The sequence below is a fragment of the Pseudomonas glycinae genome, from assembly GCF_001594225.2.
In the GTDB taxonomy this organism is placed as follows: Bacteria; Pseudomonadota; Gammaproteobacteria; order Pseudomonadales; family Pseudomonadaceae; genus Aquipseudomonas; species Aquipseudomonas glycinae.
The window spans coordinates 533,770-557,501 of the sequence record NZ_CP014205.2 but is presented as its reverse complement, the minus strand read 5'-3'; the positions used below and the strand labels follow the sequence as shown (position 1 = coordinate 557,501).

Annotated in this window: 23 protein-coding genes and 1 pseudogene; 13 read left to right on the top strand and 11 right to left on the bottom strand. The window is 60.6% G+C overall.

The features are described from left to right. The first annotated feature begins 37 nt into the window (after positions 1 to 37). Entirely contained in the window at positions 38 to 214 is a 177-nt protein-coding gene (locus tag AWU82_RS02610) for a hypothetical protein (protein ID WP_007951232.1), read from the top strand. Here the strand turns inward: AWU82_RS02610 and gpgF are convergent. The 5 genes and pseudogenes from gpgF to AWU82_RS29475 form a co-directional block, all read right to left on the bottom strand. Beyond that, on the bottom strand, positions 198 to 1,196 hold the full coding sequence (gene gpgF / locus AWU82_RS02605) for a glucosaminyl phosphatidylglycerol flippase (protein WP_064383768.1): 999 nt from the start codon (positions 1,194 to 1,196) through the stop codon (positions 198 to 200). The two genes, AWU82_RS02610 and gpgF, sit on opposite strands and share 17 nt — an antisense overlap. Beyond that, on the bottom strand, positions 1,193 to 1,969 hold the full coding sequence (gpgD, locus tag AWU82_RS02600) for an N-acetylglucosaminyl phosphatidylglycerol deacetylase (RefSeq protein WP_064383767.1): 777 nt from the start codon (positions 1,967 to 1,969) through the stop codon (positions 1,193 to 1,195). The genes gpgF and gpgD overlap by 4 nt, the downstream gene beginning before the upstream one ends. Then, the gene (gene gpgS / locus AWU82_RS02595) at positions 1,962 to 3,074 is read right to left on the bottom strand and encodes an N-acetylglucosaminyl phosphatidylglycerol synthase (protein WP_064383766.1); all 1,113 of its coding nucleotides are present in this window, start codon (positions 3,072 to 3,074) and stop codon (positions 1,962 to 1,964) included. The genes gpgD and gpgS overlap by 8 nt, the downstream gene beginning before the upstream one ends. A 157-nt stretch (positions 3,075 to 3,231) precedes the next feature. Further along, a complete protein-coding gene (locus AWU82_RS29480) occupies positions 3,232 to 3,996 on the bottom strand; it encodes a methyl-accepting chemotaxis protein (RefSeq protein WP_371915539.1) in 765 nt (254 codons plus the stop codon). Between the two features lie 141 nt (positions 3,997 to 4,137). Then, positions 4,138 to 4,977: pseudogene (locus tag AWU82_RS29475) on the bottom strand (cache domain-containing protein); the annotation flags it as partial. Positions 4,978 to 5,308: 331 nt separating this feature from the next. Here AWU82_RS29475 and AWU82_RS02585 point away from each other — a divergent pair. Beyond that, positions 5,309 to 6,796, top strand: coding sequence for a helicase HerA-like domain-containing protein (locus AWU82_RS02585; RefSeq protein ID WP_064384160.1), 1,488 nt, complete (start codon positions 5,309 to 5,311; stop codon positions 6,794 to 6,796). A gap of 10 nt (positions 6,797 to 6,806) precedes the next feature. On the opposite strand, the gene AWU82_RS02580 is transcribed toward AWU82_RS02585, so the two are convergent. Continuing rightward, entirely contained in the window at positions 6,807 to 7,262 is a 456-nt protein-coding gene (locus AWU82_RS02580; protein WP_064383764.1) for a DUF721 domain-containing protein, read from the bottom strand. A 307-nt stretch (positions 7,263 to 7,569) separates the two neighbouring features. Between AWU82_RS02580 and secA the strand changes: the two genes are divergently transcribed. The 4 genes from secA to AWU82_RS02560 all read left to right on the top strand — a co-directional run bounded on the left by secA (position 7,570) and on the right by AWU82_RS02560 (position 13,284). Then, positions 7,570 to 10,308 (top strand): preprotein translocase subunit SecA, encoded by a 2,739-nt coding sequence (secA, locus tag AWU82_RS02575; RefSeq protein WP_064383763.1) that lies wholly within the window; start codon positions 7,570 to 7,572, stop codon positions 10,306 to 10,308. Between the two features lie 122 nt (positions 10,309 to 10,430). After that, positions 10,431 to 11,648 carry a bifunctional glutamate N-acetyltransferase/amino-acid acetyltransferase ArgJ gene (gene argJ / locus AWU82_RS02570; RefSeq protein ID WP_064383762.1) on the top strand — a complete coding sequence of 406 codons (1,218 nt, stop codon included), beginning with the start codon at positions 10,431 to 10,433 and terminating at the stop codon, positions 11,646 to 11,648. 62 nt (positions 11,649 to 11,710) lie between these two features. Continuing rightward, a complete protein-coding gene (locus AWU82_RS02565) occupies positions 11,711 to 12,343 on the top strand; it encodes a glutathione S-transferase family protein (protein ID WP_064383761.1) in 633 nt (210 codons plus the stop codon). Beyond that, a complete protein-coding gene (locus tag AWU82_RS02560; protein ID WP_064383760.1) occupies positions 12,340 to 13,284 on the top strand; it encodes a Nudix family hydrolase in 945 nt (314 codons plus the stop codon). Before AWU82_RS02565 ends, AWU82_RS02560 begins: the two co-directional genes overlap by 4 nt. 130 nt (positions 13,285 to 13,414) lie before the next feature. Here AWU82_RS02560 and AWU82_RS02555 read toward each other — a convergent pair whose 3' ends face one another. The 3 genes from AWU82_RS02555 to AWU82_RS02545 are packed head-to-tail and all read right to left on the bottom strand — an operon-like array spanning position 13,415 to position 17,002. Further along, on the bottom strand, positions 13,415 to 13,999 hold the full coding sequence (locus AWU82_RS02555; RefSeq protein ID WP_064383759.1) for a cob(I)yrinic acid a,c-diamide adenosyltransferase: 585 nt from the start codon (positions 13,997 to 13,999) through the stop codon (positions 13,415 to 13,417). A gap of 3 nt (positions 14,000 to 14,002) precedes the next feature. Beyond that, complete coding sequence (locus AWU82_RS02550) at positions 14,003 to 16,039, bottom strand: sensor histidine kinase (RefSeq protein WP_064383758.1); 2,037 nt, start codon at positions 16,037 to 16,039, stop codon at positions 14,003 to 14,005. Positions 16,040 to 16,084: 45 nt separating this feature from the next. Next, complete coding sequence (locus AWU82_RS02545) at positions 16,085 to 17,002, bottom strand: putative 2-dehydropantoate 2-reductase (protein WP_064383757.1); 918 nt, start codon at positions 17,000 to 17,002, stop codon at positions 16,085 to 16,087. 140 nt (positions 17,003 to 17,142) lie between these two features. On the opposite strand from AWU82_RS02545, the gene AWU82_RS02540 reads away from it, so the two are divergent. Both AWU82_RS02540 and AWU82_RS02535 read left to right on the top strand, forming a co-directional pair. Next, positions 17,143 to 17,628, top strand: coding sequence for a YajQ family cyclic di-GMP-binding protein (locus AWU82_RS02540; protein WP_011335651.1), 486 nt, complete (start codon positions 17,143 to 17,145; stop codon positions 17,626 to 17,628). A gap of 139 nt (positions 17,629 to 17,767) precedes the next feature. Further along, positions 17,768 to 18,607 carry a mechanosensitive ion channel family protein gene (locus tag AWU82_RS02535; protein ID WP_007951217.1) on the top strand — a complete coding sequence of 280 codons (840 nt, stop codon included), beginning with the start codon at positions 17,768 to 17,770 and terminating at the stop codon, positions 18,605 to 18,607. Positions 18,608 to 18,727: 120 nt separating this feature from the next. On the opposite strand, the gene AWU82_RS02530 is transcribed toward AWU82_RS02535, so the two are convergent. Beyond that, positions 18,728 to 20,074, bottom strand: a complete 1,347-nt coding sequence (locus tag AWU82_RS02530) for an OprD family porin (RefSeq protein WP_064383756.1) — start codon at positions 20,072 to 20,074, stop codon at positions 18,728 to 18,730. Positions 20,075 to 20,149: 75 nt separating this feature from the next. Between AWU82_RS02530 and AWU82_RS02525 the strand changes: the two genes are divergently transcribed. The 3 genes from AWU82_RS02525 to AWU82_RS02515 all read left to right on the top strand — a co-directional run bounded on the left by AWU82_RS02525 (position 20,150) and on the right by AWU82_RS02515 (position 21,607). Beyond that, positions 20,150 to 20,503: a hypothetical protein gene (locus tag AWU82_RS02525; RefSeq protein ID WP_139831602.1), complete on the top strand. Its 354-nt coding sequence runs from the start codon at positions 20,150 to 20,152 to the stop codon at positions 20,501 to 20,503. Positions 20,504 to 20,971: 468 nt separating this feature from the next. Next, on the top strand, positions 20,972 to 21,397 hold the full coding sequence (locus tag AWU82_RS02520; RefSeq protein ID WP_041475414.1) for an HIT family protein: 426 nt from the start codon (positions 20,972 to 20,974) through the stop codon (positions 21,395 to 21,397). Positions 21,398 to 21,400: 3 nt separating this feature from the next. Next, a complete protein-coding gene (locus AWU82_RS02515) occupies positions 21,401 to 21,607 on the top strand; it encodes a SlyX family protein (protein ID WP_039766003.1) in 207 nt (68 codons plus the stop codon). Between the two features lie 84 nt (positions 21,608 to 21,691). Here AWU82_RS02515 and AWU82_RS29380 read toward each other — a convergent pair whose 3' ends face one another. After that, entirely contained in the window at positions 21,692 to 22,294 is a 603-nt protein-coding gene (locus tag AWU82_RS29380; RefSeq protein ID WP_064383755.1) for a cold-shock protein, read from the bottom strand. Between the two features lie 307 nt (positions 22,295 to 22,601). On the opposite strand from AWU82_RS29380, the gene AWU82_RS02505 reads away from it, so the two are divergent. Both AWU82_RS02505 and AWU82_RS02500 read left to right on the top strand, forming a co-directional pair. Next, positions 22,602 to 23,072: a Dps family protein gene (locus tag AWU82_RS02505; RefSeq protein ID WP_064383754.1), complete on the top strand. Its 471-nt coding sequence runs from the start codon at positions 22,602 to 22,604 to the stop codon at positions 23,070 to 23,072. A 244-nt stretch (positions 23,073 to 23,316) separates the two neighbouring features. Further along, complete coding sequence (locus AWU82_RS02500; protein WP_064383753.1) at positions 23,317 to 23,664, top strand: ribbon-helix-helix domain-containing protein; 348 nt, start codon at positions 23,317 to 23,319, stop codon at positions 23,662 to 23,664. Positions 23,665 to 23,732 lie beyond the last annotated feature (68 nt).

The following is a 23,732-nucleotide window of genomic DNA, read 5'->3' as shown; positions in this document are numbered from 1 at the left end:
AGCGTGGGAACGATCCACGGACCTTGAGGACATACCGATGAGCGATCCACTGGACAAAGCCACGTCCAAAGCCCCCGCCACCCTCGGCGAAGGCTGCCTGAGCCGCTATGACCCGGATGACCTCAGTCCGGAGGACGGCACGGAGTTTCCCGGCGCTGCCGAACTGTGGGAACAACTCAAGGACGAAGAGGATGACCTCAAGAAGCCTGTCTGACGCTCAGCAGCTTTTTCAGCAATGGCCGGCCCAGCATCAGTAGAAACACCGGGCCACCGACCAGCAGATAGAAGTAATACGTCACCACCCGCCAGATCAGGATCGCCGCCGCCGCGGTCGATTTGCCGACCATCGGCGCCAGCAGCGCCGCCGAGGTCAATTCCGCAGCACCGGCCCCGCCCGGCAGCAGGCTGAATTGCCCCGCCCCCAGCGAAAGCATCTGGATCAGAAACGTCCAGGCCCACTGCACATCCGCCCCCAGCCCGCGCAACGCCAGATACAGCACGCTATATCGCAATGACCAATGCACGCAGGTCAGGACGAAAACTTTGATCAATGTCTGCCACGGCAACTTCAGCGCATCGGTGAACGCGGCCAGAAAGTGCAGCAACTGCCGCGCCCAGCGCCGTCGGGTGCGGGGTTCGACGTTCATCCCGGCCAGCAGGCGCCCGCTGAGGCGAATCAATCGGCGGTGATAGCGCGCGACCAGCACGCAACTGAGCAAGCCCCCGGACAATGACACGGCGCTGACACTCAGCAGCCATTCCATACGGTCGCTGAGATGCTGGAACAGCGCGTAGATCAGGATCCCGCTGAGGGCGCAGAGGAAGAACAGCAGATCACTCAACTGATCCATCGCAAACACTGCACTGCCCCGGGCCGGGCGCACGCCGCTGCGGGCCAGCAGCGCCATGATCGTCAACGGCCCTCCGCTGCCGCCGGGCGTGGCGCACCAGGCGAATTCGGCCGCCATCACCACCCCAAGGCTTTTGACCGGTGTGACCCGGTCACGCTGATCGCCGAGCAACAGCCGCAGGCGCAGGGTGTTGATGCCCCAGCACAGCAGAACCATGGCGAACATGATCAACAGCCAATTCAGCGGGAAAGCCTGCAGGCGCTCCCAGGTCTCGCTGCCGCCAAGCAGGACAGGAACCGCCACGGCCACCAGCAGGCCGATCAGCAGCAGAATGCCGCGACTCAAGCGGCACGCTCGGCTTGCGTGCGCTGGCGTGTCAGCCAGTCGATTTTGGTCATTGGGATGCGCCCGTCCGCCAGCAGTCGTTCAAGGGTGCGCCACCAGTAATCCCGGGAAAAACGGTGGCGCATGTCCACCGGGTGCAAGCCTAGACGAATCACCGGCGCCTGACGCCAGCGCTGCTCGCGCTGTTCGCTGACGATCCTCGATATCCCGCGACGCCAGGCGCTGCGAGCACTCCAGACCAGTCCCGGGGCCTCGACTGCGGCGAAATCCGGCAGGTGATAAAGATGTTGCGGATCACTGGTGTAGCGCAGCGGCAATTCGCGCAGTGCCTGGCGGGTGCCGGCGCTCATCAACCAGGCCGGTGCCACGAAACCGTGTAGCGGCCAGCAATGGCGTCGGAACAGATCGATGCCGAGGCGCAGGCGGGCGAGGGCGGCTTCACGGGACAGTTGATAAAACTCGCCTTCATGGGTGTAGACCCGGCGCATGAACCAGTCGCGTGCCGTGCGCGGACCAGGCTCGGTGTCTTCATGGAAATGGCCGTGCAGCGCCAGTTCATCGCCGCGGGCGACGCGCTCGTCGAGCATTCGACAGAACTCCGGGTGGGCCTCGAGGGCATCGTGTCGATGGAAATCCGGGACCACCAGCCACGTCATCGGGACGTTGCCCAACCGGTCAACGGCTTCGACAAATTCTCGATAATCGGCCCACGTGGAGGGTGCCACGTCATGCAGCACCAGCATTAACGTCGGGCGCTCGTGAGATTCAGCCATTGGCCACCCGAGGAACCGAATCGCCGAGTACGGCGTGGTAGTGGCCCAGCAGGCTGTCGACCACCGTGTCCCAGGCGTAATGCCGCTCCACGTGCTGGCGTGCCTGTTGACCAAGTACTCCAGCCCCGCGACTGAACAGCTCACGCACGGCATTGGCCATGGCTTGCGCATTGTTCGGCGCGCAGAGCAGGCCACAGGATTCGCTGACGATTTCCTCGAACGCCCCGGCCGCCACCGCCACCACCGGAATGCCGCAGGCCATGGCCTCCAGGATCACCAGGCCGAAGGTTTCCTGATCGCCGGCGTGGATCAGTGCGTCGGCACTGGCCATCAGCCGCGCGACCTGTGCGGCCGGGCAGAACCGGTCGATCACGCTGACGTTGTCCGGGACGGACGCCGGCATCGACGAACCGACCAACAGCAAGTGATAACGCGGGCCCAGGCGCTTCATGCAGTCGAGCAGCACCGGCAGGTTTTTCTCCTTGGAGCCCCGACCGGCGAAGATCAACAGGCGCGAATCCTCGGCGATCCCCAGTTCGCTGCGCAGCGCGGCGTCGTGGGCAGCGGGGTGGAAGGTCTGAAGGTCAACGCCCAACGGTTGCACGAAGACATTGCGCACGCCCAGCCCGCTGAGCTTGTCGGCCATGACCTGGCTGGGCGCCAGCACCCGGTCGAAATTGCCGTACAACTTGCGCACATACGCGTCGACATTCGGCGTGACCCAGTGGCCCATGCGGTTGCCCACCAACAATGGCAGGTCCGAGTGATAGAAACCGATCACCGGCACATCCAGTTGTCGCCGTGCATCGAGCGCGGCCCAGGCGGTGAGGTAAGGGTCGCCGACTTCGATCAGATCGGGTTGCAGATCCTGCAGTACGTTTCGCCAAGGGGCCAGGCGCAAGGGGAACCGATAGCCTTTGCCGAAAGGCAGGGCAGGGGCGGGAACCGTGTAGACGCCATCATCTTCACCGAAATGCGCGCCGGGTATCAGCAGGCTGTGGCGGATCCCGGGCTTCACACCCAGGCGACGGTGCTTGGCATCCAGATAGGTGCGCACGCCGCCGCTGGCCGGGGCGTAGAACATGGTGATGTCAGCGATATGCACGGTGAACGTCCCTCCGCGTTGATCTCCCTTGGTTGACCTTTATCAAGAATAGATGTTCGGTCGGGGTTTCGCGGTGGGGTGCAAGGCCGGTTTCGGAGGGATGTTGGTCGTCTTCGTCGGACAGTTGTGAACGACGAAGACGACCGGGAGAACGGCTTTAAATGCGGAAGCTGCCCACCAGTTGCTTCAAGCGCGAAGCCTGCTGCTCCAGATCCGAACAGGCTCGCAACGTCGCCTGCAAGTTCTCGACGCCCTCCTGGTTCAGCGTGTTGATCTCGGTGATATCCACGTTGATCGACTCGACCACGGCAGTCTGTTCCTCGGTCGCGGTGGCCACCGACTGGTTCATCCCGTCGATTTCACCGATGCGCTGGGTCACGCTGTTCAGACGTTCGCCGGCGAGGTTGGCGATCTCTACGCTGTCCTGGCTGTGGCGCTGGCTGTCGCTCATGGTGCTGACGGACTCGCGGGCGCCGACTTGCAGCTCCTCGATCATGGTCTGCACCTGTTGCGCCGATTCCTGGGTGCGGTGGGCGAGGTTGCGTACCTCGTCCGCCACCACCGCAAATCCGCGCCCGGCTTCACCGGCCCGCGCTGCTTCAATGGCCGCGTTGAGCGCCAGCAGGTTGGTTTGCTGGGAAATGCTGGTGATCACTTCCAGGATCTGGCCGATGTTCACGGTCTTGCTGTTCAGCGATTCGATATTGCTGCTGGATGCGCTGAGCATGCTCGACAGTTGGTTCATCGCCTTGATGCTGCGCTCCACCACTTGCTGACCGTCTTCGGCCAGGCCACGGGCGTCGCTGGCCTGGGTCGAGGCTTGTGCGGCGTTGCGGGCGATTTCCTGGGCGGCGGCGCCGAGTTGGTTGATGGCGGCGGCCACGCTGTTGGTGCGCGAGGCTTGCTGGTCGGAGTTGTACATCGACGAGTTGGACGCCGCGACCACGCGCAGGGCGACTTCGTTGACCTGGCCGGTGGCCGACGACACTTCGCGGATCGAGCCGTGGATACGTTCGACGAAACGGTTGAACGCCGTGCCGAGCACGCCGAACTCGTCCTGGTTCTGGATGGTCAGGCGTTTGGTCAGGTCGCCTTCGCCATCCGCAATGTCTTCCATGGCGCGGGTCATCACGTGCAGCGGCTGGATCAGGATGCGGATCAGCATGCCGAGCAGGGCGATGATGATCGCCACGGCAATCGCGGTCGCGATCACGGCCGAAGTGCGGAATTCGCTGAGCATCGAGAAGGCTTTGTCCTTGTCCACCGACAAGCCGATATACCAGTTCACCGACGGCAGACCCTTGATCGGGGTGAAGTTGACGATGCGGGTCTTGCCGTCGACGGTGACTTCACTGAAATCGCTGCTGATGCGCGGGGTGTCCTGCGGATAGGCTTCCTTCAGGGACTTCATCACCAGCGCTTTGTCCGGATGCACCAGGATCTTGCCGTCGGCGCTGACCAGGAACGCGTAGCCCATGCCGGAGAAATCCCGGGCGCTGAGGGTGTTGATCAGGGTTTGCAGGCTCAGGTCGCCGCCCACCACGCCGACGCTCTGGCCGGCCTTTTTCGCGGCGGTGGCGATGGAAATGATGGTCTGGCCGGTGGCCGCGTCGATGTACGGTTCAGTCAGGGTCGAGGTGCTGCTGCTTTCGGCACCTTTATACCAAGGGCGAACACGCGGATCGAAACCGTCCGGCATCTTCGCGTCCGGGCGGATGGTGAAGTGCCCGGTGGCATCGCCGAGGTAGGACGCCATGAAGGTTGAGGTCAGGGCTTTCTGTTCCAGCAGGCTGGCGACGGCGGCGGGCTCGGGATTGATGGCGATATTCTGGGCAGCGTTCTCGATCAGCAGGATGCGCCCGCTGAGCCAGGTCTGGATATTGTCGGCTGTGACCTCGCCCATCTCGTTGAGGTAATTGTCCAGGTCCTCGCGGATCGCATTGCGCTGCAACCAGTCGTTGTACAGCGTGAACGAGGCAAAGGCGGCAATGACGATGAGGGCGGCGGCAAGCAAAATTTTGTGGCTGAAACGCAGATTTTTGTTCATGGCTTGGGGTTCCGCTAAGGTCTTATTATTCAGGGCGTGCTTCTATAGATGCTCGCTAGGTGGGCTTGATGAGTACAAGCAGGTATTTCCGCTTCTCCTTAGGGAAATCTCCGATGCGGATGTCAGTCGCATCTGTCACCTTTAGCTATCGGCCATGATCGACAAAGATTAACCATTGGGTGACCAAATGCCTGACTCCTTGAAACTCGTAATCGGCGCCGACCTCGCCGGGCAACCGATCGCTCAGGCCATGCGCCTGGCCAACCGTCACGGACTGGTGGCCGGGGCTACCGGTACCGGCAAGACCGTCACCTTGCAGCGCCTGGCCGAGGCATTCAGCGACGCCGGGGTCGCGGTGTTCGCCGCCGACGTCAAGGGCGACCTGTGCGGCCTCGGTGCTGCCGGCAACCCTCAGGGCAAGATCGCCGAGCGCATCGCCGGCATGCCGTGGCTCAATCACAAGCCTCAGGCGTATCCCGTGACCTTGTGGGACATCCACGGTCAGTCCGGTCATCCGCTGCGCACTACGTTGAGTGAAATGGGCCCGCTGCTGATCGGCGCCTTGCTGGAACTGACCGACAGCCAGCAGTCGGCGCTGTACGCAGCGTTCAAGGTGGCGGATCGCGAAGGCCTGTTGTTGCTGGATCTCAAAGATCTGAAGGCACTGCTCAATCATCTCAAGGACAATCCGCAACTGCTGGGCGAAGACGCGGCGCTGTTCACCACCGGCTCCAGCCAGGCGCTGTTGCGGCGTCTGGCGACGCTGGAGCAGCAGGGCGCCGAGGCGTTGTTCGGCGAGCCGGCGTTGCAACTGGAAGATATTCTGCAACCGACCGCTGACGGTCGCGGGCGCATCCATTTGCTGGATGCCAGTCGTCTGGTGCATGAGGCGCCGAAGGTCTACGCGACTTTCCTGCTGTGGCTGCTGGCCGAGCTGTTCGAGCAATTGCCTGAGCGTGGCGATGCCGACAAACCGTTGCTGGCGCTGTTTTTCGATGAGGCGCATTTGTTGTTCGGTGACACGCCCAAGGCGTTGCAGGAGCGGCTTGAGCAAGTGGTGCGGCTGATTCGCTCGAAAGGTGTGGGCGTGTATTTCGTTACCCAGTCGCCGGGCGATCTGCCGGACGATGTGCTGGCGCAACTGGGGCTGCGGATCCAGCACGGCCTGCGCGCATTTACCGCCAAGGAGCAGAAATCCCTGCGGGCGGTGGCGGACGGCTTCCGGCCGAATCCGGCGTTCGACACATTGTCGGTGCTCACCGAACTCGGGATTGGCGAGGCCCTGGTCGGCACCTTGCAAGAAAAGGGCACGCCGGAAATGGCGCAGCGGGTGCTGGTGGCGCCGCCGCAATCGCGGATCGGGCCGTTGACCGAGACTGAGCGCACAATGCTGATCGCCGGTTCGCCGTTCAAGGGCCGTTATGACAAACCGATTGATCGCGAGTCGGCCTATGAAATCCTGATGGGCCGCAAGGGGCTGGCGCCGGAGGCTGAAGCGGCGCCGGGCAAACCGGCGGCTGAAGAGCCGAGTCTGGCGGACAAGGCCGGAGAATTTCTCGGCACGGCGGCGGGGCAGGCGCTCAAGTCGGCGATGCGCCAGGCAGCGAACTCGCTGGGTAAACAATTGGTGCGCGGCCTGATGGGGTCATTGCTCGGCGGCAGCAAACGCCGCTGATCAACAAGGCTCAGGACTTGGGTTTGGCGTGGGCGGCCAGTCGTTCCAGTGCCGCCCGCAGATTCGGATCGCTGATCCCGTCGGCGGTGGCCTGGATGGTCGCCGCCGCATCCGTCGACAGATCGATCGTCGGCCCGTTCGCCTCGCGCTGGAGGGTCGGTGGCCGCACGGCGAACTTGATCCGCGTCAGATTGGCGAACTCGTCGAACATCTGCAGTTGCCGTTGCAGACGTTTCTGCTGATAGCGCAGACGCGTGGCCCAATGACCGTCGGTGACGATCAGCAACAGTTCGCCTTCGCGCCACTTGGCGACGTGGCAGTGTTCACGGGCGGCGGGTTGCAGTTGGCTTTCGAGCAGACGTTGCAGATGAGCCAGGCGCTGGGCGTGACCGAGGATGGCTTTCAACGGCCTGGCTTCGCGTAGCAGAACGGCGGGCGCTCTGGCTGTGAGAGGGCGAAATGCCATGATCTAGGACCTGAAGTTGCAGAGGCGCCATGGTAGCAGATAGCACCCATTTCACTCGCCCATTGCTTTTGTCCCTGCTTTGCCCATTAAATCAACGACTAACTTCTTCGCTGTACGGCTTGAAGTTGAGCAAAACGCCCCTATTTTAAGTGAGCCCCGTCAAAGCGCAGTGCCAGCATCGTGGAATATCCCCACTTTCCTCACCACCGTTTCCGGGTAGAATGCTCGTTCGCATGCGGCCATGAGGGCTGCACGGGCGACTCACGGGGCCGCCCTCCATCCCTTTAGTGTGGAAGATCCTGCCGATATGTTTGCGCCTTTGTTAAAGAAACTTTTTGGAAGCAAGAACGAGCGTGAAGTCAAACGCATGCTCAAGACGGTGCAGCTCGTCAATGCCTTCGAAGAGAAGATGGTCGCCCTCTCGGACGATCAACTGCGCGCCAAGACCGCAGAGTTCAAAGACCGCATTGCCAAGGGGGAGACCCTTGATCAGCTGTTGCCGGAAGCCTTTGCGGTTGCCCGCGAAGCCGGCAAGCGGGTCATGGGCATGCGCCACTTCGACGTCCAGCTGATTGGCGGCATGACCTTGCACGAAGGCAAGATTGCCGAAATGCGCACCGGTGAAGGCAAGACCCTGGTGGGTACCCTGGGCGTTTACCTCAACGCGCTGTCCGGCAAGGGCGTGCACGTTGTGACCGTGAACGATTACCTGGCCCGCCGCGACGCCAACTGGATGCGTCCGCTGTATGAATTCCTCGGCCTGAGCGTCGGCATCGTGACGCCTTTCCAGCCGCCGGAAGAGAAACGCGCCGCCTACGCCGCCGACATCACCTACGGCACCAACAACGAATTCGGTTTCGACTACCTGCGCGACAACATGGCGTTCAGCATGGAAGAGAAATTCCAGCGCGAACTCAATTTTGCCGTGATCGACGAAGTCGACTCCATCCTCATCGACGAAGCGCGTACCCCGCTGATCATTTCCGGTCAGGCCGAGGACAGTTCCAGGCTGTACATCGAGATCAACAAGCTGATCCCGAAACTCAAGCTGCACGTCGAAGAAGTCGAAGGCGAAGTCACCCAGGAAGGCCACTACACCGTTGACGAGAAGACCCGTCAGGTCGAACTCAACGAAGCCGGTCACCAATTCATCGAAGACCAGCTGACCAGCATCGGCCTGCTGGCCGAAGGCGAGAGCCTGTACTCGGCGCACAACCTGAGCCTGCTGACACACGTCTACGCCGGTCTGCGTGCGCACAAGCTGTTCCACCGCAACGTCGAATACATCGTGCAGGACGGTCAGGTCGTACTGGTCGACGAACACACCGGTCGTACCATGCCCGGCCGTCGTCTGTCCGAAGGCTTGCACCAGGCCATCGAGGCCAAGGAAAACCTGAACATCCAGGCCGAGAGCCAGACGCTGGCATCGACCACGTTCCAGAACTACTTCCGTCTGTACGACAAGTTGTCCGGCATGACCGGTACCGCGGACACCGAAGCGTTCGAATTCCATCAGATCTATGGCCTGCAAGTCGTCGTGATCCCGACCAACAAGCCGTTGGCCCGTAAGGACTACAACGACCTGGTGTTCCTGACCGCCGAAGAGAAATACGCGGCGATCGTCAATGACATCAAGGAAAGCATGGCCGCCGGCCGGCCGGTGCTGGTGGGTACTGCGACCATCGAAACCTCCGAGCACATGTCCGCATTGCTCGAGAAGGAAGGCATCGAACACAAGGTTCTGAACGCCAAGTTCCACGAAAAAGAAGCTGAAATCATTGCGCAGGCCGGTCGTCCGGGCGCCCTGACCATCGCCACCAACATGGCCGGTCGTGGTACCGACATCCTGTTGGGTGGCAACTGGGAAGTTGAAGTCGCGTCGCTGGAAAACCCGACCCCTGAGCAGATCGCCCAGATCAAGGCCGACTGGCAGAAGCGTCACCAGCAAGTGCTGGAGTCCGGCGGCTTGCAGGTGATCGCGTCCGAGCGTCACGAATCCCGTCGTATCGACAACCAGCTGCGTGGTCGTGCCGGCCGTCAGGGTGACGCCGGTTCCAGCCGCTTCTACCTGTCGCTGGAAGACAGCCTGATGCGCATCTTCGCCTCCGACCGGGTGAAGAACTTCATGAAGGCCCTGGGCATGCAGCCTGGCGAAGCGATCGAGCACCGCATGGTGACCAACGCCATCGAGAAGGCACAGCGCAAGGTTGAAGGCCGCAACTTCGACATTCGCAAGCAACTGCTCGAATTCGACGACGTCAACAACGAACAGCGTAAAGTGATCTATCACATGCGCAACACGTTGCTGGCCGCGGACAACATCGGCGAAACCATCGCTGATTTCCGTCAGGACGTCCTGAACGCCACCGTCAGCGCGCACATTCCGCCGCAATCGCTGCCAGAGCAGTGGGACGTGGCCGGTCTGGAAGCGTCGATCGCCAGCGACTTCGGCGTGAAGCTGCCGATCCAGCAATGGCTCGACGAAGACGATCACCTGTACGAAGAAACCCTGCGCGAGAAGCTGATGAACGAGCTGATCGCCGCGTACAACGAAAAAGAAGACCAGGCGGGCGCCGAAGCCCTGCGCTCGTTCGAGAAGCAGATCGTGCTGCGCGTTCTGGACGACCTGTGGAAAGACCACCTGTCGACCATGGATCATCTGCGTCACGGCATCCATTTGCGTGGTTATGCGCAGAAGAACCCGAAGCAGGAATACAAGCGCGAGTCCTTCACGCTGTTCTCCGAACTGCTGGATTCGATCAAGCGCGACTCGATCCGTGTGCTGTCGCATGTTCAGGTTCGCCGCGAAGATCCGGCCGAAGAAGAGCAACGCCTGCGTCAGGAAGCCGAAGCGCTGGCCGCGCGCATGCAGTTTGAACACGCTGAAGCGCCAGGTCTGGATCAGCCGGAAGCACTGGTCGGTGAAGAGGTCGATGTGGCCCTCGCCGCCGCCCCGGTTCGCAACGAGCAGAAGCTGGGCCGCAACGAACTGTGCTACTGCGGTTCGGGCAAGAAATTCAAGCATTGCCACGGGCAGATCCAGTAAACCCCGTTTCAATCGCTGAAATACCCGCGCCGCGACCGGCACCAGCCGTCGCGGCGTTTTGCCATTTACACCACCGTCACTACGCTTGGCGGTGCTGACATCATTGAGTAAGGAGCGCATTCATGGCTGTTGGTCTTGGTCCTTTGCCAACGTTGCACCCGGTTGCCGGTTTTGAACTCGGTATCGCTTCGGCCGGTATCAAGCGCCCGGGGCGCAAGGATGTCGTCGTGATGCGTTGCGCCGAAGGCTCCACCGTGGCGGGCGTGTTTACGTTGAACGCTTTCTGTGCAGCGCCGGTGATCCTGGCCAAGAAGCGCGTACAGAACCCGGTGCGTTACCTGCTGACAAACACCGGCAATGCCAACGCCGGTACCGGCGAACCGGGGCTTGCCGCTGCCGAGCGCACCACCGCCAAACTGGCCGAGCTGACCGGCGTGGATGCCAGCCAGATCCTGCCGTACTCCACCGGTGTGATCGGCGAGCCGCTGCCGGTCGAGAAGATCGAAGGCGCTCTGCAGGCCGCGCTCGACGATCTGTCGGAAAACAACTGGGAAGCCGCCGCCACCGGCATCATGACCACCGACACGCTGCCAAAAGGCGCAAGCCGCCAGTTCCAGCATGACGGCGTGACCATCACCGTCACCGGCATCAGCAAGGGTGCAGGCATGATTCGTCCGAACATGGCGACCATGCTCGGCTACATCGCCACCGACGCCAAAGTCTCTCGTGACGTGCTGCAAAACCTGATGCTGGACGGCGCCAACAAGTCGTTCAACCGCATCACCATCGACGGCGACACCTCGACCAACGACTGCTGCATGCTGATCGCCACTGGCAAGGCTGCACTGCCGGAAATCACCCGCGCCGAAGGTGAGCTGTTCGCCAAGCTGAAACAGGCCGTGTTTGAAGTTTGCATGGACGTGGCCCAGGCCATCGTGCGTGACGGCGAAGGCGCGACCAAGTTCGTGACCGTTGAAGTCAACGGCGGCGGCAATCACCAGGAATGCCTGGACGTCGGCTACACCGTGGCCCACTCGCCGCTGATCAAGACCGCGCTGTTCGCCTCCGACCCGAACTGGGGTCGCATCCTCGCCGCTGTCGGCCGTGCCGGCGTGCCGGACCTGGATGTGAGCAAGATCGACGTGTTCCTCGGCGACGTGTGCATCGCCAGCCGTGGCGCCCGCGCCGCGACCTACACCGAAGCCCAGGGCTCGGCAGTGATGCAGCAGGAAGAAATCACCATCCGTATCGAACTGGGTCGCGGCGATTGCAGCGAAACCATCTGGACCACCGACCTGTCCCACGAGTACGTGAAGATCAACGCCGAATACCGCACCTGATCCCTGCCGAAGAAGGAGGTCTGCGGACCTCCTTTTCTTCTGTCCCATGAAAGGACCCGAACATGAGCCTTCACCTGATCATCGGCGACAAACTGCTTTCCTCCTGGTCCCTGCGCGCGGCACTAGCGCTTGAACTGACCGGTGCGCCCTACACCGAAGAACTGGTCAAGCTCGGCAAGCCTGACACCCGCGAGCGACTGCTCAAACATTCGCCCACCGGCAAGGTGCCGCTGCTGAAAACCGCCCGTGGCACCGTCGCCGATTCTCTGGCAATTGCCGAATACCTGGCCGAACAGTTTCCTTCCGAGCAACTCTGGCCGACCGATATCGCCGCCCGTGCCCAGGCCCGGTCCGCCTGCGCGCAGATGCACAGCGGCTTCTTCGCCATGCGCAATCACATGCCGTTCAACCTGAGCCACGATGCGCCACTTAACCCTGTGCCGCCGGAGGTGAAGGTCGATATCGAGCGCATGCTCGCGCTGTGGGCCGAATGCCGTGCTGTCGCGACCGAGCCTGGGCCTTACCTGTTTGGTCGGGTGTCGCTGGCCGATGCGTTCTTCGCACCGATTGCCGTGCGCCTGCGCACCTATCAGGTGAAGTTGCCGGCCGATGATGAAGCCTATGTTGAAACCGTCTACCAATGGCCTGCCTTCAAGGCCTGGCAAAAGGCAGGACTGGAGGAGTTGCAGTCGTGAAACGCGTACACGTCGCTGCTGCCGTCATTCGTGACGACAGCGGCAAAATCCTGATCGCCCGGCGTGCCGATACCCAGCATCAAGGCGGCCTCTGGGAATTTCCCGGTGGCAAGGTCGAGGCCGATGAGTCGGTGCAAACCGCGCTGGCTCGGGAGCTGCACGAAGAGTTGGGCATTGTCGTCGGCGCCGCGCGGCCGCTGATCAAGGTTCGCCATGATTACCCGGACAAGCAGGTGTTGCTGGATGTCTGGGAAGTTTCGAGCTTCACCGGGGAACCCCATGGCGCCGAAGGCCAGCCATTAGCCTGGGTCTCGGCCAGGGAGCTGACGGATTACGAATTCCCGGCGGCCAACCAGCCGATTGTCGCGGCAGCGCGTCTGCCTGCTGAATACCTGATCACCCCGGAAGATCTGGAAACCCCGGCCTTGCTGCGCGGTATCCAGAAGGCAATCGCCGGTGGCACCAAGCTGATCCAGCTGCGTGCACCCAATGGTTACGACCCGAAGTACCGCGATCTGGCGGTGGACGCGGTCGGCCTGTGCGCCGGCAAGGCGCAGTTGATGATCAAGGGCCCGTTCGAGTGGCTGGGCGATTTCCCGTCCGCTGGCTGGCACATCACCTCGGCACAACTGCGCAAGTACGCGGCGGCGGGGCGCCCGCTGCCGGGGGAGCGCTGGTTGGCAGCGTCCTGCCACAACGCTGAAGAACTGGCACTGGCCGAGCAGATGGGTGTGGATTTCGTCACCCTGTCGCCGGTGCAGCCGACCCTGACTCACCCGGATGCACAGCCGTTGGGTTGGGAGCAGGCTTCGACCCTGATCGAAGGCTTCAGCAAGCCGGTGTTTCTGTTGGGTGGCGTCGGCCCGGCGGAGCGCGAAAAAGCGTGGGATGCCGGGGCTCAGGGTGTGGCGGGGATTCGGGCGTTCTGGCCACAGGCCTGAGTTTGCGGTGAGGCCAGTGGCCTCATCGCTGGCAAGCCAGCTCCCACAGGTTTAAGGCTTCATAGAATACTTGTGAACGATCAAGAACCTTGTGGGAGCTGGCTTGCCAGCGATGACTGACTGACAGGCGCTACACCTCTGAAGGTTTCGCCGCCGGCTGCCACAGAATCTCGGCAATACCCTGACGCCGGGCGATCAGCCTGGCCGCCACAAACAACAGATCCGACAAGCGATTGATATACGCCAGGCCAACCCCGGCCAACGGTTCGATCGCATTCAAATGCTGACAACGCCGCTCGGCACTGCGCGCCAGGCTGCGGCAGACGTGGGCCTGGGCAATCAGCATCGAACCGCCCGGCAGAATGAAATTCTCCAGCGGCCCCAGTTCCTCGTTCCAGACATCGATAGCGGCTTCCAGCCGTTCGATTTCTGCTGCGTTCAATGCCTGATATTCCGGCATCGCCAGCTCGCCACCGAGATCGAACAATCGGTGCTGGCAGGGCGCCAACACATCGATCAGCTCATTCAGCCCGGGGCAGGTTTCGCGCTCGGCGATCAATCCAGCCAGCAGTACACCGACCTGACTGTTCAGCGTATCGACCTCGCCAATGGCTTCGATGCGCGGGTGATCCTTGGGCACCCGGCGGCCGTCGCCGAGTCCGGTTTCGCCCTTGTCGCCGGTGCGGGTGTAGATCTTCGACAGGCGAAAGCCCATGGTTTACCTCGGTAGTTGATTGGTTTCGGCGGCGATGGGCGCCGGTTGCGCCAGTGGCAGGCGCAGGGTGAAGCAGGTGCCTTGCCCCGGCGCCGACTGCACTTCCATCTGGCCTTTGTGGTTGTTGGTGATGATGAAGTACGACACCGACAGCCCGAGGCCCGTGCCCTGGCCGATTTCCTTGGTGGTGAAGAACGGCTCGAAGGTGCGCTTGCGCACGTTCTCGCTCATGCCGATGCCGTTGTCCTCGACCTGAATCTCGGCCCACGGCGGATTGAGCCGGGTGCGCAAGGTGATTCGCCCTGGCTCGCTGTCATCTTCGCGCTGGTGGATCGCCTGCGCGGCGTTTTTCAGCAGGTTCAGCAGCACCTGTTCCAGTTCGTTGGCAGTGCCGGGCACCGGGCCCAGCGCCGGGTCGAACTGGCGAATGATCGCCTGACCCTTGAAGTCGAACCCGATGGCCAGGTCGAAGTCGTTGCCGGCGATTTCCACGGCTTGATCGATCAGCGCCGGCAGGTCGCACGGCGCCATCTGGCGGTTGCTGCGGCGACTGAAACTGAGCATGTGCGTGACAATTTTCGCCGCCCGCGCACCGGCCTGCTGGATGCCGTCGAGCAGTTGCGGGACTTCCCGACCTTGCAGGTAACGGTTCACGGTATCGAGTTCGATGCCCAGTTGCTCGGCCTGCTCGAGGTTCTTCGGCAGGTCTGGCGACAGGCGTCGGCGGATGTTCTGCACGTTGTGCAGGATCGCCCCCAGCGGGTTATTGATCTCGTGGGCCATGCCGGCGGCGAGGCCACCGACCGACAGCATTTTCTCCGACTGCACCATCATTTCTTCCAGCGACAGGCGCTGGGTGATGTCGTCGATGCGGATCACCACGCCGCGCCCGGCGCCGCCCATCAGCGGGTAGAAGGTGAGGGCGTAGTGTTTGGGCTCGTCGTCCTTGAACCAGGTCACGCGCTCGATTTTCGCTACCGTGTGTTGTTCGACAGTCTGCTTGAGTTGCGGCAGGAATGGCTTGAGCGGTTCGAAGGCGAGGAAGATCGGCTGGTTCAGCGCTTCGTCCAGCCGTGTACCGGAAAGGGCACTGGCCTCCTGGTTCCACTGCGTGACGTAGAGCTGTTCGTCGAGGGCGATCAGCGCCGAGGGCATGGAGTCGATGATGCTGTTGAGGTAGTTCTGGAACCCGGTGAGTTTCTTCTCGATCTTGCTGCGCACCTGGACTTCCAGTTCCAGCTTGCGGTTGGTGTGGCGGGTTTCTTCGGCCAGCCCCTGGGCCTGGTCGTAGGCCGCCTGGGAGTCGTCGCGGGCACGCTTGAGTTGCTGCTCCCTCGCCTCGATGCGCGAAAGCATGGTGTTGAACGCCTCGGCCAGACTGCCGATTTCGTCACGATTACCCCGGGAGGCGCGCAGGGCGTAATTTTCCTCGCGGGTCACCTGGCGGGACAGCTCTTCAAGCTGATGGATCGGCCGGGTAATCAGGCGTTTGATCTGCCGGGCAATGACCAGCCACAGCAGCACACTGAAAATCAGAATCCCCAGACTGGCGGTGAGCGTGCCGGTGTAGAACGCCACCGGCAGTTCGCTGCTGGCGACCAGTAACAGGTGGCCCGGTGCGGTGCCTGGACGGGGCAGGGTGATCAGTTGGTTGCTGCGAAATTCGGTCAGTTGCCAGGCTTCGATGTGCCGGTAGCGTTCCGGCAGGTTGAGTTTGTCACCGCGTTGCAATTGCGCCAGACGTTCGCCCTTGCCGTCATATAGAGCGGCGGCGCGCAACGGCGAATAGCTGTCGAGCTCTTTGAGCAGGCGTTCGGCGCTTTGGGGCGACTGCAAGGCCTCGGCCACCAGACTCGGGTTCGACACCAGCCGGCCGATGGTCTGCAAGGCCTGGGGCGCCATGCTTTCCTGGGAGATGTAATAGGCGGCGCTGATAAAGGTCAGGTTGGCGACCAGCAACACGGTGGTCAACAGCACCAGCAGGGCGGCCAGCAGTTTCTGGCCGACCGGCAGGTTTTCAAGACGCTGGCGCAATGGCATCAGGTTTATCGCAGCAAAGGAACAAGTGGCCAGCGTAGCCGCTGCTCAGTCGACGGGCAATCCGAGACTGTGCAGATGAGCGGTCAGACGCTCCTGCAATTGCTTGAGATGCGGCAGGTTCAATTGGTGACGCTGGGCAACCTTGCAGGCATGGCCGAGCAGATAGCTGATCTCGGTGCGGCGTTTACTGGCCACATCCTGATACATCGACGAGAAATTCGCCGCCGTGGCCTGGATCACCCGCTCGACTTCCTGTTGCAGGTTGTCCGCTGCGGCCGGTTGACCGCAGCGTTCGAGCAGTTCGGTCAATTCGCCGCACAGGGTGGCGACTTCGCAGTGATGTTGCTGCAAGCCGCCGTTGCGGCAGTCGTGCAGCACCGTCAGCGGATTGATTGCACAGTTGAGTGCCAGTTTGCGCCACAGACGGGTGAGGATATCGGCGCTCCATTCATGGGGGATTTTCGCCGCCTCGAGATCGTCCAGCCAGATCGGTGCTATCGGATGACCGGCGTCCCCCAGCCAGGTGTAGCCATGGCCGGCGAACACCACGCGCCAGTCTCCATCGCGAAATGCGCCTTCGGTGCTGGAGGCGCTGATGCAGCGGGCCTGCGGGACTCGCGCGGCGACCGCTTCCTGGCTGCCGAGGCCGTTCTGTAAAAGAATCAGTTCGGCGTCCGGTGCCAGGCGATGGGCAAGTCCGGCCACAGCCGCTTCGGCGTCGTAGGCCTTACAGGCCACGAGCAGGCGGCGGATCGGTTCGGGGCTGTCCGGGGTTTCGCCGGGGATGGCGTAACTGCTGGCCACGCCTTGTTCGACGAGGGTCAGGCCGCCCGCCATTGCATAGTCGTGCAAGCGGTCAATGTCGCGCAGGATCAACCGAACCGGCAGGCCGGCCCGGGCCAGGCGCGTGGCCCAGAGCGTGCCGAGACTTCCGGCGCCGAGGACATGCCAGGGGGTGGACATCAGTTTTTCACTCGGTAAGGTACAGGCATGCAAGGCTCGCCGTGTCGGTGGGAAAAGACCCGTTATAATGAGCCCGATTTTAACCGCAAGCCAAGCGCGCCGCGTCCCGCACGAGCGCGCCTTTTTATTGGAGAACTTACATGCCGTCGTTCGACGTGGTATCCGAACTGGACAAACACGAACTCACCAACGCGGTCGAGAACGCCGTGAAGGAACTCGATCGTCGTTATGACCTGAAAGGCAAGGGCAGCTTCGAATACAAGGAAAAGGACCTGACCGTCCACCTGACCGCTGAAGCCGATTTCCAGCTGGAAGCGATGATCGAGATCCTCAAGCTGGCCCTGGTCAAGCGCAAGATCGACGTGCAGTGCCTGGAAGTCAAAGACTCCTTCGCCTCGGGCAAGCTGATGAAGCAGGACGCCGTCCTCAAGGAAGGCATCGACAAGGAACTGGCGAAGAAAATCGTTGGCCACATCAAGGAAGCCAAGCTCAAGGTGCAGGCCGCCATTCAGGGCGAGCAGGTGCGTGTGACCGGCAAGAAGCGTGACGACTTGCAGGAAGCCATCGCAGCCCTGCGCGCCAAGGAATTCGGCATGCCACTGCAGTTCAACAACTTCCGCGACTAAGCTTTTCGGTCGGGAACCTCTCGGCGTTTAAGGCGTCCGAGGCCCAAGCAACGGCAGAAACGATTGAGCCCTGTTCGGTTCGGTCTTTCTGCCGCTGGTTTTTTACAGCCCGGGGAAGCCGGCAATCAGGAGATAAAAGATGGATTTGAATGCTGAGGTGGACAACCTGGTCAAGGCGTCCCAGGCGTGGATTCCGATGATCATGGAATACGGCAGTCGTGTGCTGCTGGCGGTGATCACCCTGGCCATCGGCTGGTGGCTGATCAACAAGGTCACGCAAAAGCTCGGCGGCCTGCTGGCCCTGCGCAATGCCGACCTGGCGCTGCAAGGTTTCATCAGCAGCCTGGCCAACATCATTCTCAAGGTGCTGCTGATTGTCAGCGTGGCGTCGATGATCGGTGTTGAAACCACCTCGTTCGTCGCGGCGATCGGTGCGGCGGGCCTGGCCATCGGTCTGGCATTGCAGGGCAGCCTGGCGAACTTCGCCGGCGGCGTGCTGATTCTGCTGTTCCGTCCGTTCCGCATCGGTGACTGGATCGAAGCCCAGGGTGTGGCGGGTACCGTCGACAGCATCCAGATCTTCCATACCGTACTGCGTACCGGCGACAACAAGACCATCATTGTCCCGAACGGCAACCTGTCGAATGGCATCATCACCAATACCAACCGTCAGCCGACCCGCAAGGTTGTGTTTGACGTAGGTGTGGATTACGAAGCCGATCTGCAAAAGGCCCGTCAGGTGCTGCTGGATCTGGCCAAGGATGATCGTGTTCTGCAGGATCCGGCACCCCAGGCCGTTATTTCGACGCTGGGTGACAGTTCGATCACTGTTTCTCTGCGCGTCTGGGTTAAAACGGCGGATTACTGGGATGTGATGTTCATGTTTAACGAACAGTCCCGTGATCGTTTAAAAACTGCCGGAATTGATATCCCGTTTCCGCAGCGAGTGATTCGTGTGGTTCAGGAATCGGCAGTGTAATGATAGGTTGCTAATTGATTGCCTGACTTGTTGGTCAGGCGTTTATTACAAGTGACAGATAACAAAAAGGCCCATCCGAAGATGGGCCTTTTTTTATGCTACCAAACTAACCGCTGACGATTACAAGATGTTCAGTGGGTACTCGGTGATCAGACGGAACTCGTTGATATCACCTTCAGCCTGGTCGGTGTTACCACGGTGCCATGCCTGACGAATACGGAAGGACAGATCTTTGGCCGGGCCGGACTGAACTACGTACTTGGCTTCAAGGTTGGTTTCGTGATGTTTGCCATCTTCACCGTAACCGTACGAGCGGTAAGGGCTGTCAGCATCCATTTTAGTACCGTCGATATCCCAGCCTTTTACATAACGGGCCATGAAGCTCAGGCCAGGTACGCCGTACTCGGCCATTTTCAGGTCATAACGAATCTGTGCAGATTTCTCGTTAGGACCGTTGAAGTCGGAGTACTGGATGGAGTTGGCGAGGAAGATCGAGTCGCCACCGCGGTTGTTGTCACCTACGCCGACGTAGTCGAACGGGGTGTCGCCGTCGACTTTCTGGAAGGCCAGAGTCACGGTGTGTGCTTTCAGGAACGACAGTGCGGTTGCCAGGGAAAACGTGGTGTTGCTGATGTCACCGGCTTTGGCGCTACCGGTGTCGTTGGTGCGGTAGATGTTGAAGTCGGTGTTCAGCGAAGTGTCACCACTGATCGGGGTGGTGAGGTTCACGTTAGCGTAGTACTGGTTCCAGATGTCCTTGAACTTCGAACCGTAGAGCGACACGCTCAGGTTGTCGGTGATGCCGTATTTACCACCGGCGAAGTCCATGGTTTTGCCAGTGACAGGGTTATCGGTGGTGCTGGAGTACTGCGAATGCAGCTCACCGTCGCTGTTCATCTCGTCCTGGCTGGAGGCCGAGTAGAAGTGACCTGCTTCCAGATCCAGGTTCTGGATTTCGCTGCTTTGCAGTTGGAAACCGGTAGCGGTCTGAGGAATCAGACGGGAGCCGCCGACAGCAAATACTGGAGAGGTACTTGGCTGGAACTCACCGAACTTCAGCTCGGTTTTGGAGATGCGAGCTTTGATCGCTGCGCCTGCTTTGCCCATGCTGTCCTTGACGTGGCCCTGGGAGTCGACGCTCGTGTTGCCCGAACTGGCAGTACCGTCACCGCCATCCAGTTTGATGCCCAGGTAACCGAATGCATCAACACCAATCCCGACAGTACCTTGGGTGTAGCCGGAGCTGAAGTTGCCCAGGAAACCCTGTGTCCAGTCGATTTGATCGTTGGAACCGCCTTTGCGGTCGCGGTTGAAGTAGTAGTTCTTCAACGTCTCGGTGAGTTGTGCGTCTTCAACAAAACCTTTGGCTTCAGCCTGGTCACTTACAAACGGGGCGGCCGTAGCCACTTGAGTACTGGCTGCTGCAGCAACTGCCAGTGCGATCATGCTCCACTTCATCACGCGCATCGTGATTTGCTCCTTTGGTTTTAGAAGAGTACTGCCGTCCCACCTGTTTTATTATCTGGGCGGCTCTTTCTTTTTGTGTCGGCGCAAACTTATATCACGCCGACCATGTTGGCGATACTTGCGAATCCAACCTTTCAGCTTCTTTACGAGCGTGTCGCAAACGGCTTGGTAGATGTCGCAAATTTACAGTCCAAATGCAATGGGACTGACAACTTCAGCGCTGTTTTACAGAGCTTGAGCATCGGTAAAAAAGAGTCCCTTGGCAAAACGCTTGAATCTCCATCGGGCAACCCTGCCACTGTTTTTATGGGGCTCAAGGCATCCACTTCTTGTGGTGCGCTTATAGTCCATATGGGTATGAATGCAACAAGCGTGCACAAACCGCTGAATTGTTCCGGTTTTTTTCAAGATGCTCGTCCGGAGCTGTAAAAACCGCATAAAACCGGGGGCTTCGAGGGGCTTTCGAACAGGCTTGACGCCATCCTTCGCATGGTGTTGCTCCCTGAAAGTCGCGGCGCGACAACCAAAAACGTTACCGGTTCACCCCGTCGGTGAGTATTCGGCGGATGCCCGACGCACTGAGCGTAGACGCACTGTGCGGTTTTGGTGCAAAAAATTTTATTGGCTGTACTGAATTCATACAGTTGAGCCGTCGATGGTGCGTAAACGTTGCTTCCTGAACCGGTCATTTCCCGCGTTCGAATACAGTGCTGGTTCTGTTCTGGTGCGCTCGTGCCACAAATGTCACTTTGCAGGGCGCGCAAGATTCCTTGCCGTGGCGCATTCGCCGTGAAGGACATGTCAATCGCAGGTATGCTGCCCTCCAGTCGTTTGGCGCGCTGCTTTCAGGGTGGGGCGCTAAGCTGAAAACAGGTCATTTCGCCGGGAGTGCGCGCAGTGTTTGCTTTAGATTCACGACTTCAACAGGACACCCTGACCATCGGCGACTTCCCGCTGTGCCGACTGCTGTTGTCCAACGATGCCAACTACCCGTGGTTCATCCTGGTGCCACGCCGCGACGATATCAGCGAGTTGTTTCAGTTGGATGTCGCCGACCAGCAGCGCCTGTGGCAGGAAACCACGGCACTGGCCGAGGTGCTCAAGGATTCCTTCGACGCCGACAAGATGAATGTCGCGACCCTGGGTAATGTGGTCAGCCAACTGCATATGCATGTGATCGTGCGTAAGCGGGACGATGCCGCCTGGCCGGCGCCGGTCTGGGGCAAGCACCCCGCCAAACCTTACAGTGCCGAGCAAGTGGCCGCGATCCGCGAGCGCCTGCGTCTGGTGCTGGACGAAGATTTCACCTTTCTGGAGGGCTGAGTCATGAGCCTCGAACAACGTGTTACCGAGCTGGAAAGCCGCCTGGCGTTTCAGGACGACACCATTCAGGCATTGAATGATGTGCTGGTGGAGCAGCAGCGGGTGGTTGAGCGTTTGCAGTTGCAGATGGCTGCCGTGCTCAAGCGTCAGGAAGAGATGGTCGGCCAGATCGGGTCTTTTGAAGAAGACGCGCCACCGCCGCACTATTGAGAGGTCTGTGGGCATGCTCCCGTGAATAAAAAAACCGCGAACAGCCAGGCTGTTCGCGGTTTTTTTATTGCCGGGAAGCGTGAATCAGCGACGCGGCAGGGCGGCGATCACGTCTTCGGCCTGCAGGCCCTTGTCACGGTTCATCACCGAGAACTCCACGCGCTGGCCTTCGACCAGGACGCGGTGGCCTTCGCCACGGATGGCGCGAAAGTGCACGAAAATATCATCGCCGGAATCCCGGGAGATAAAACCGAAGCCCTTGGAGGTGTTGAACCACTTGACGGTGCCGGTATCGCGGTTGCTCATGTCGTAGCTTTGCGTCGCGACGGCCGGTGAGGACTTGTAGAAGCTGACGGCCAGGTGCAGAACCACGGCGACCAGAGCGATCACCAGGCTGAACAGCACGGCTGGCTGGCCGGCGATGACAGGCATCGGCGCGATCAGGGTCAGGGTTTGCAGGACAACGGTCAGCACCAGCAGGGCGCTGACCAGGTTTTGCAGATGCTGGCGCGGACCTTTGTTCCAGTTAGGGATGACTGGCGCAAGGATCAGGTTCAGCAGGCCGAAGAAGGCCAGGTAAAGTGCATCGGGTTGTTGCAGGTAAGGTACCGCTTCGGACTTCAGGCTAGGTATGAAGGACAGCAGCAAGGCTGCTGCGCCCATTAGCAGGTGGACGATTTTCAACATTTTTATTGACTCACGTTATGACGGCTCACAAGGAAGAGCTGAAGGCGCACGGTTCGCTTCGGAACAATAAAGAGGCGTTGGACACGTACCCGGCATCAGCCTATGCGCAGGCCCGGAAAACGGGGCGTAGCGACACACTGCCTATTTAACAGCAAAGCCTGCGGGTACTCAAATTACGCCGGCCGGCGGCAGGCGTCGGACGATTTGTCGCGTCTATCGGTGTCATACGGGGCTGCGGGGCGGGGGTGGCCTTGCTACAGTGGAACGACACCTGCTGGATGAACTCAATCGCCGTTAGGGGGTAAGCATGGCAATCGATATCGGTATCAGTGAAGCAGACCGCAAATCCATCGTCGAAGGGCTCTCGCGCCTGCTGTCGGACACCTACGTGCTGTATCTGAAGACCCACAACTTCCACTGGAACGTCACCGGGCCGATGTTCCGGACCCTGCATCTGATGTTCGAGGAGCAATACAACGAACTGGCCCTGGCGGTGGACTTGATCGCCGAACGCATCCGGGCGCTGGGGTTTCCGGCGCCAGGCGCATACGCAACCTACGCCCGTCTGTCTTCTATAAAAGAGGAGGAAGGGGTGCCGAGTGCCGAGGACATGATCAAACAATTGGTCGAGGGTCAGGAGGCCGTCACTCGCACGGCGCGGGGGATATTCCCTCTGCTGGATAAAGTCAGCGATGAGCCGACCGCCGACCTGCTGACTCAACGCATGCAGGTTCACGAGAAAACCGCGTGGATGTTGCGCGCACTGCTTGAGGCCTGATGGCGGGAAGCGCACGGACACCCCGGGTTCGTGCGCTGTTGTCTTCTCCCCTGGAAAAGTCATTCACGACAGTAGGAAACGAGGAACGCGACCCACCGCTCCATGATCCTCCGTGTCGCGTTGGCTTATCCTACGTGAAGGGTCCAAAAGTCATCTGGATCTGCCTTTGCGCCTGCGCTTTTAATGAGGTCACAGGATGTTGCCTTGATAACAAGTGCAGGAATGACAAAGGAGTGTCAACGATATGGAATGTGCAGACAGGCGAGGCGGCATTGCTGTCGGCTCGCAACAGGACAGGTTTGTGGAACCGTTTCTCGGCGGATTCGACATGGCGTTGATCCGTCCGTTGTCCCGGTCGGTACGCTTGAACGGGTTTGCGACCTGCATGCGGCTCGAACAGGTTTACTGGAATATCCTGGGCCGGATGGCCGAGGACAATTGCTGTTCGGTCGGCACGCTGTTGTCCCGTCTCGACCGTGAAGTACACCTGCGCCATGGCGGGGTGAAAAACTTCAGTGGTCTGGTACGGGTGGTGTGCGTGGTGCATGGCCTGCGGGATTCTCCGGGGATGCACGACGCGGGTTGTCACTGACGATACGGCCTGTGCAGTCTTACGGCTGCACAGGCCGCATTTAATGGATATAATCCCGCTCTTTCGCC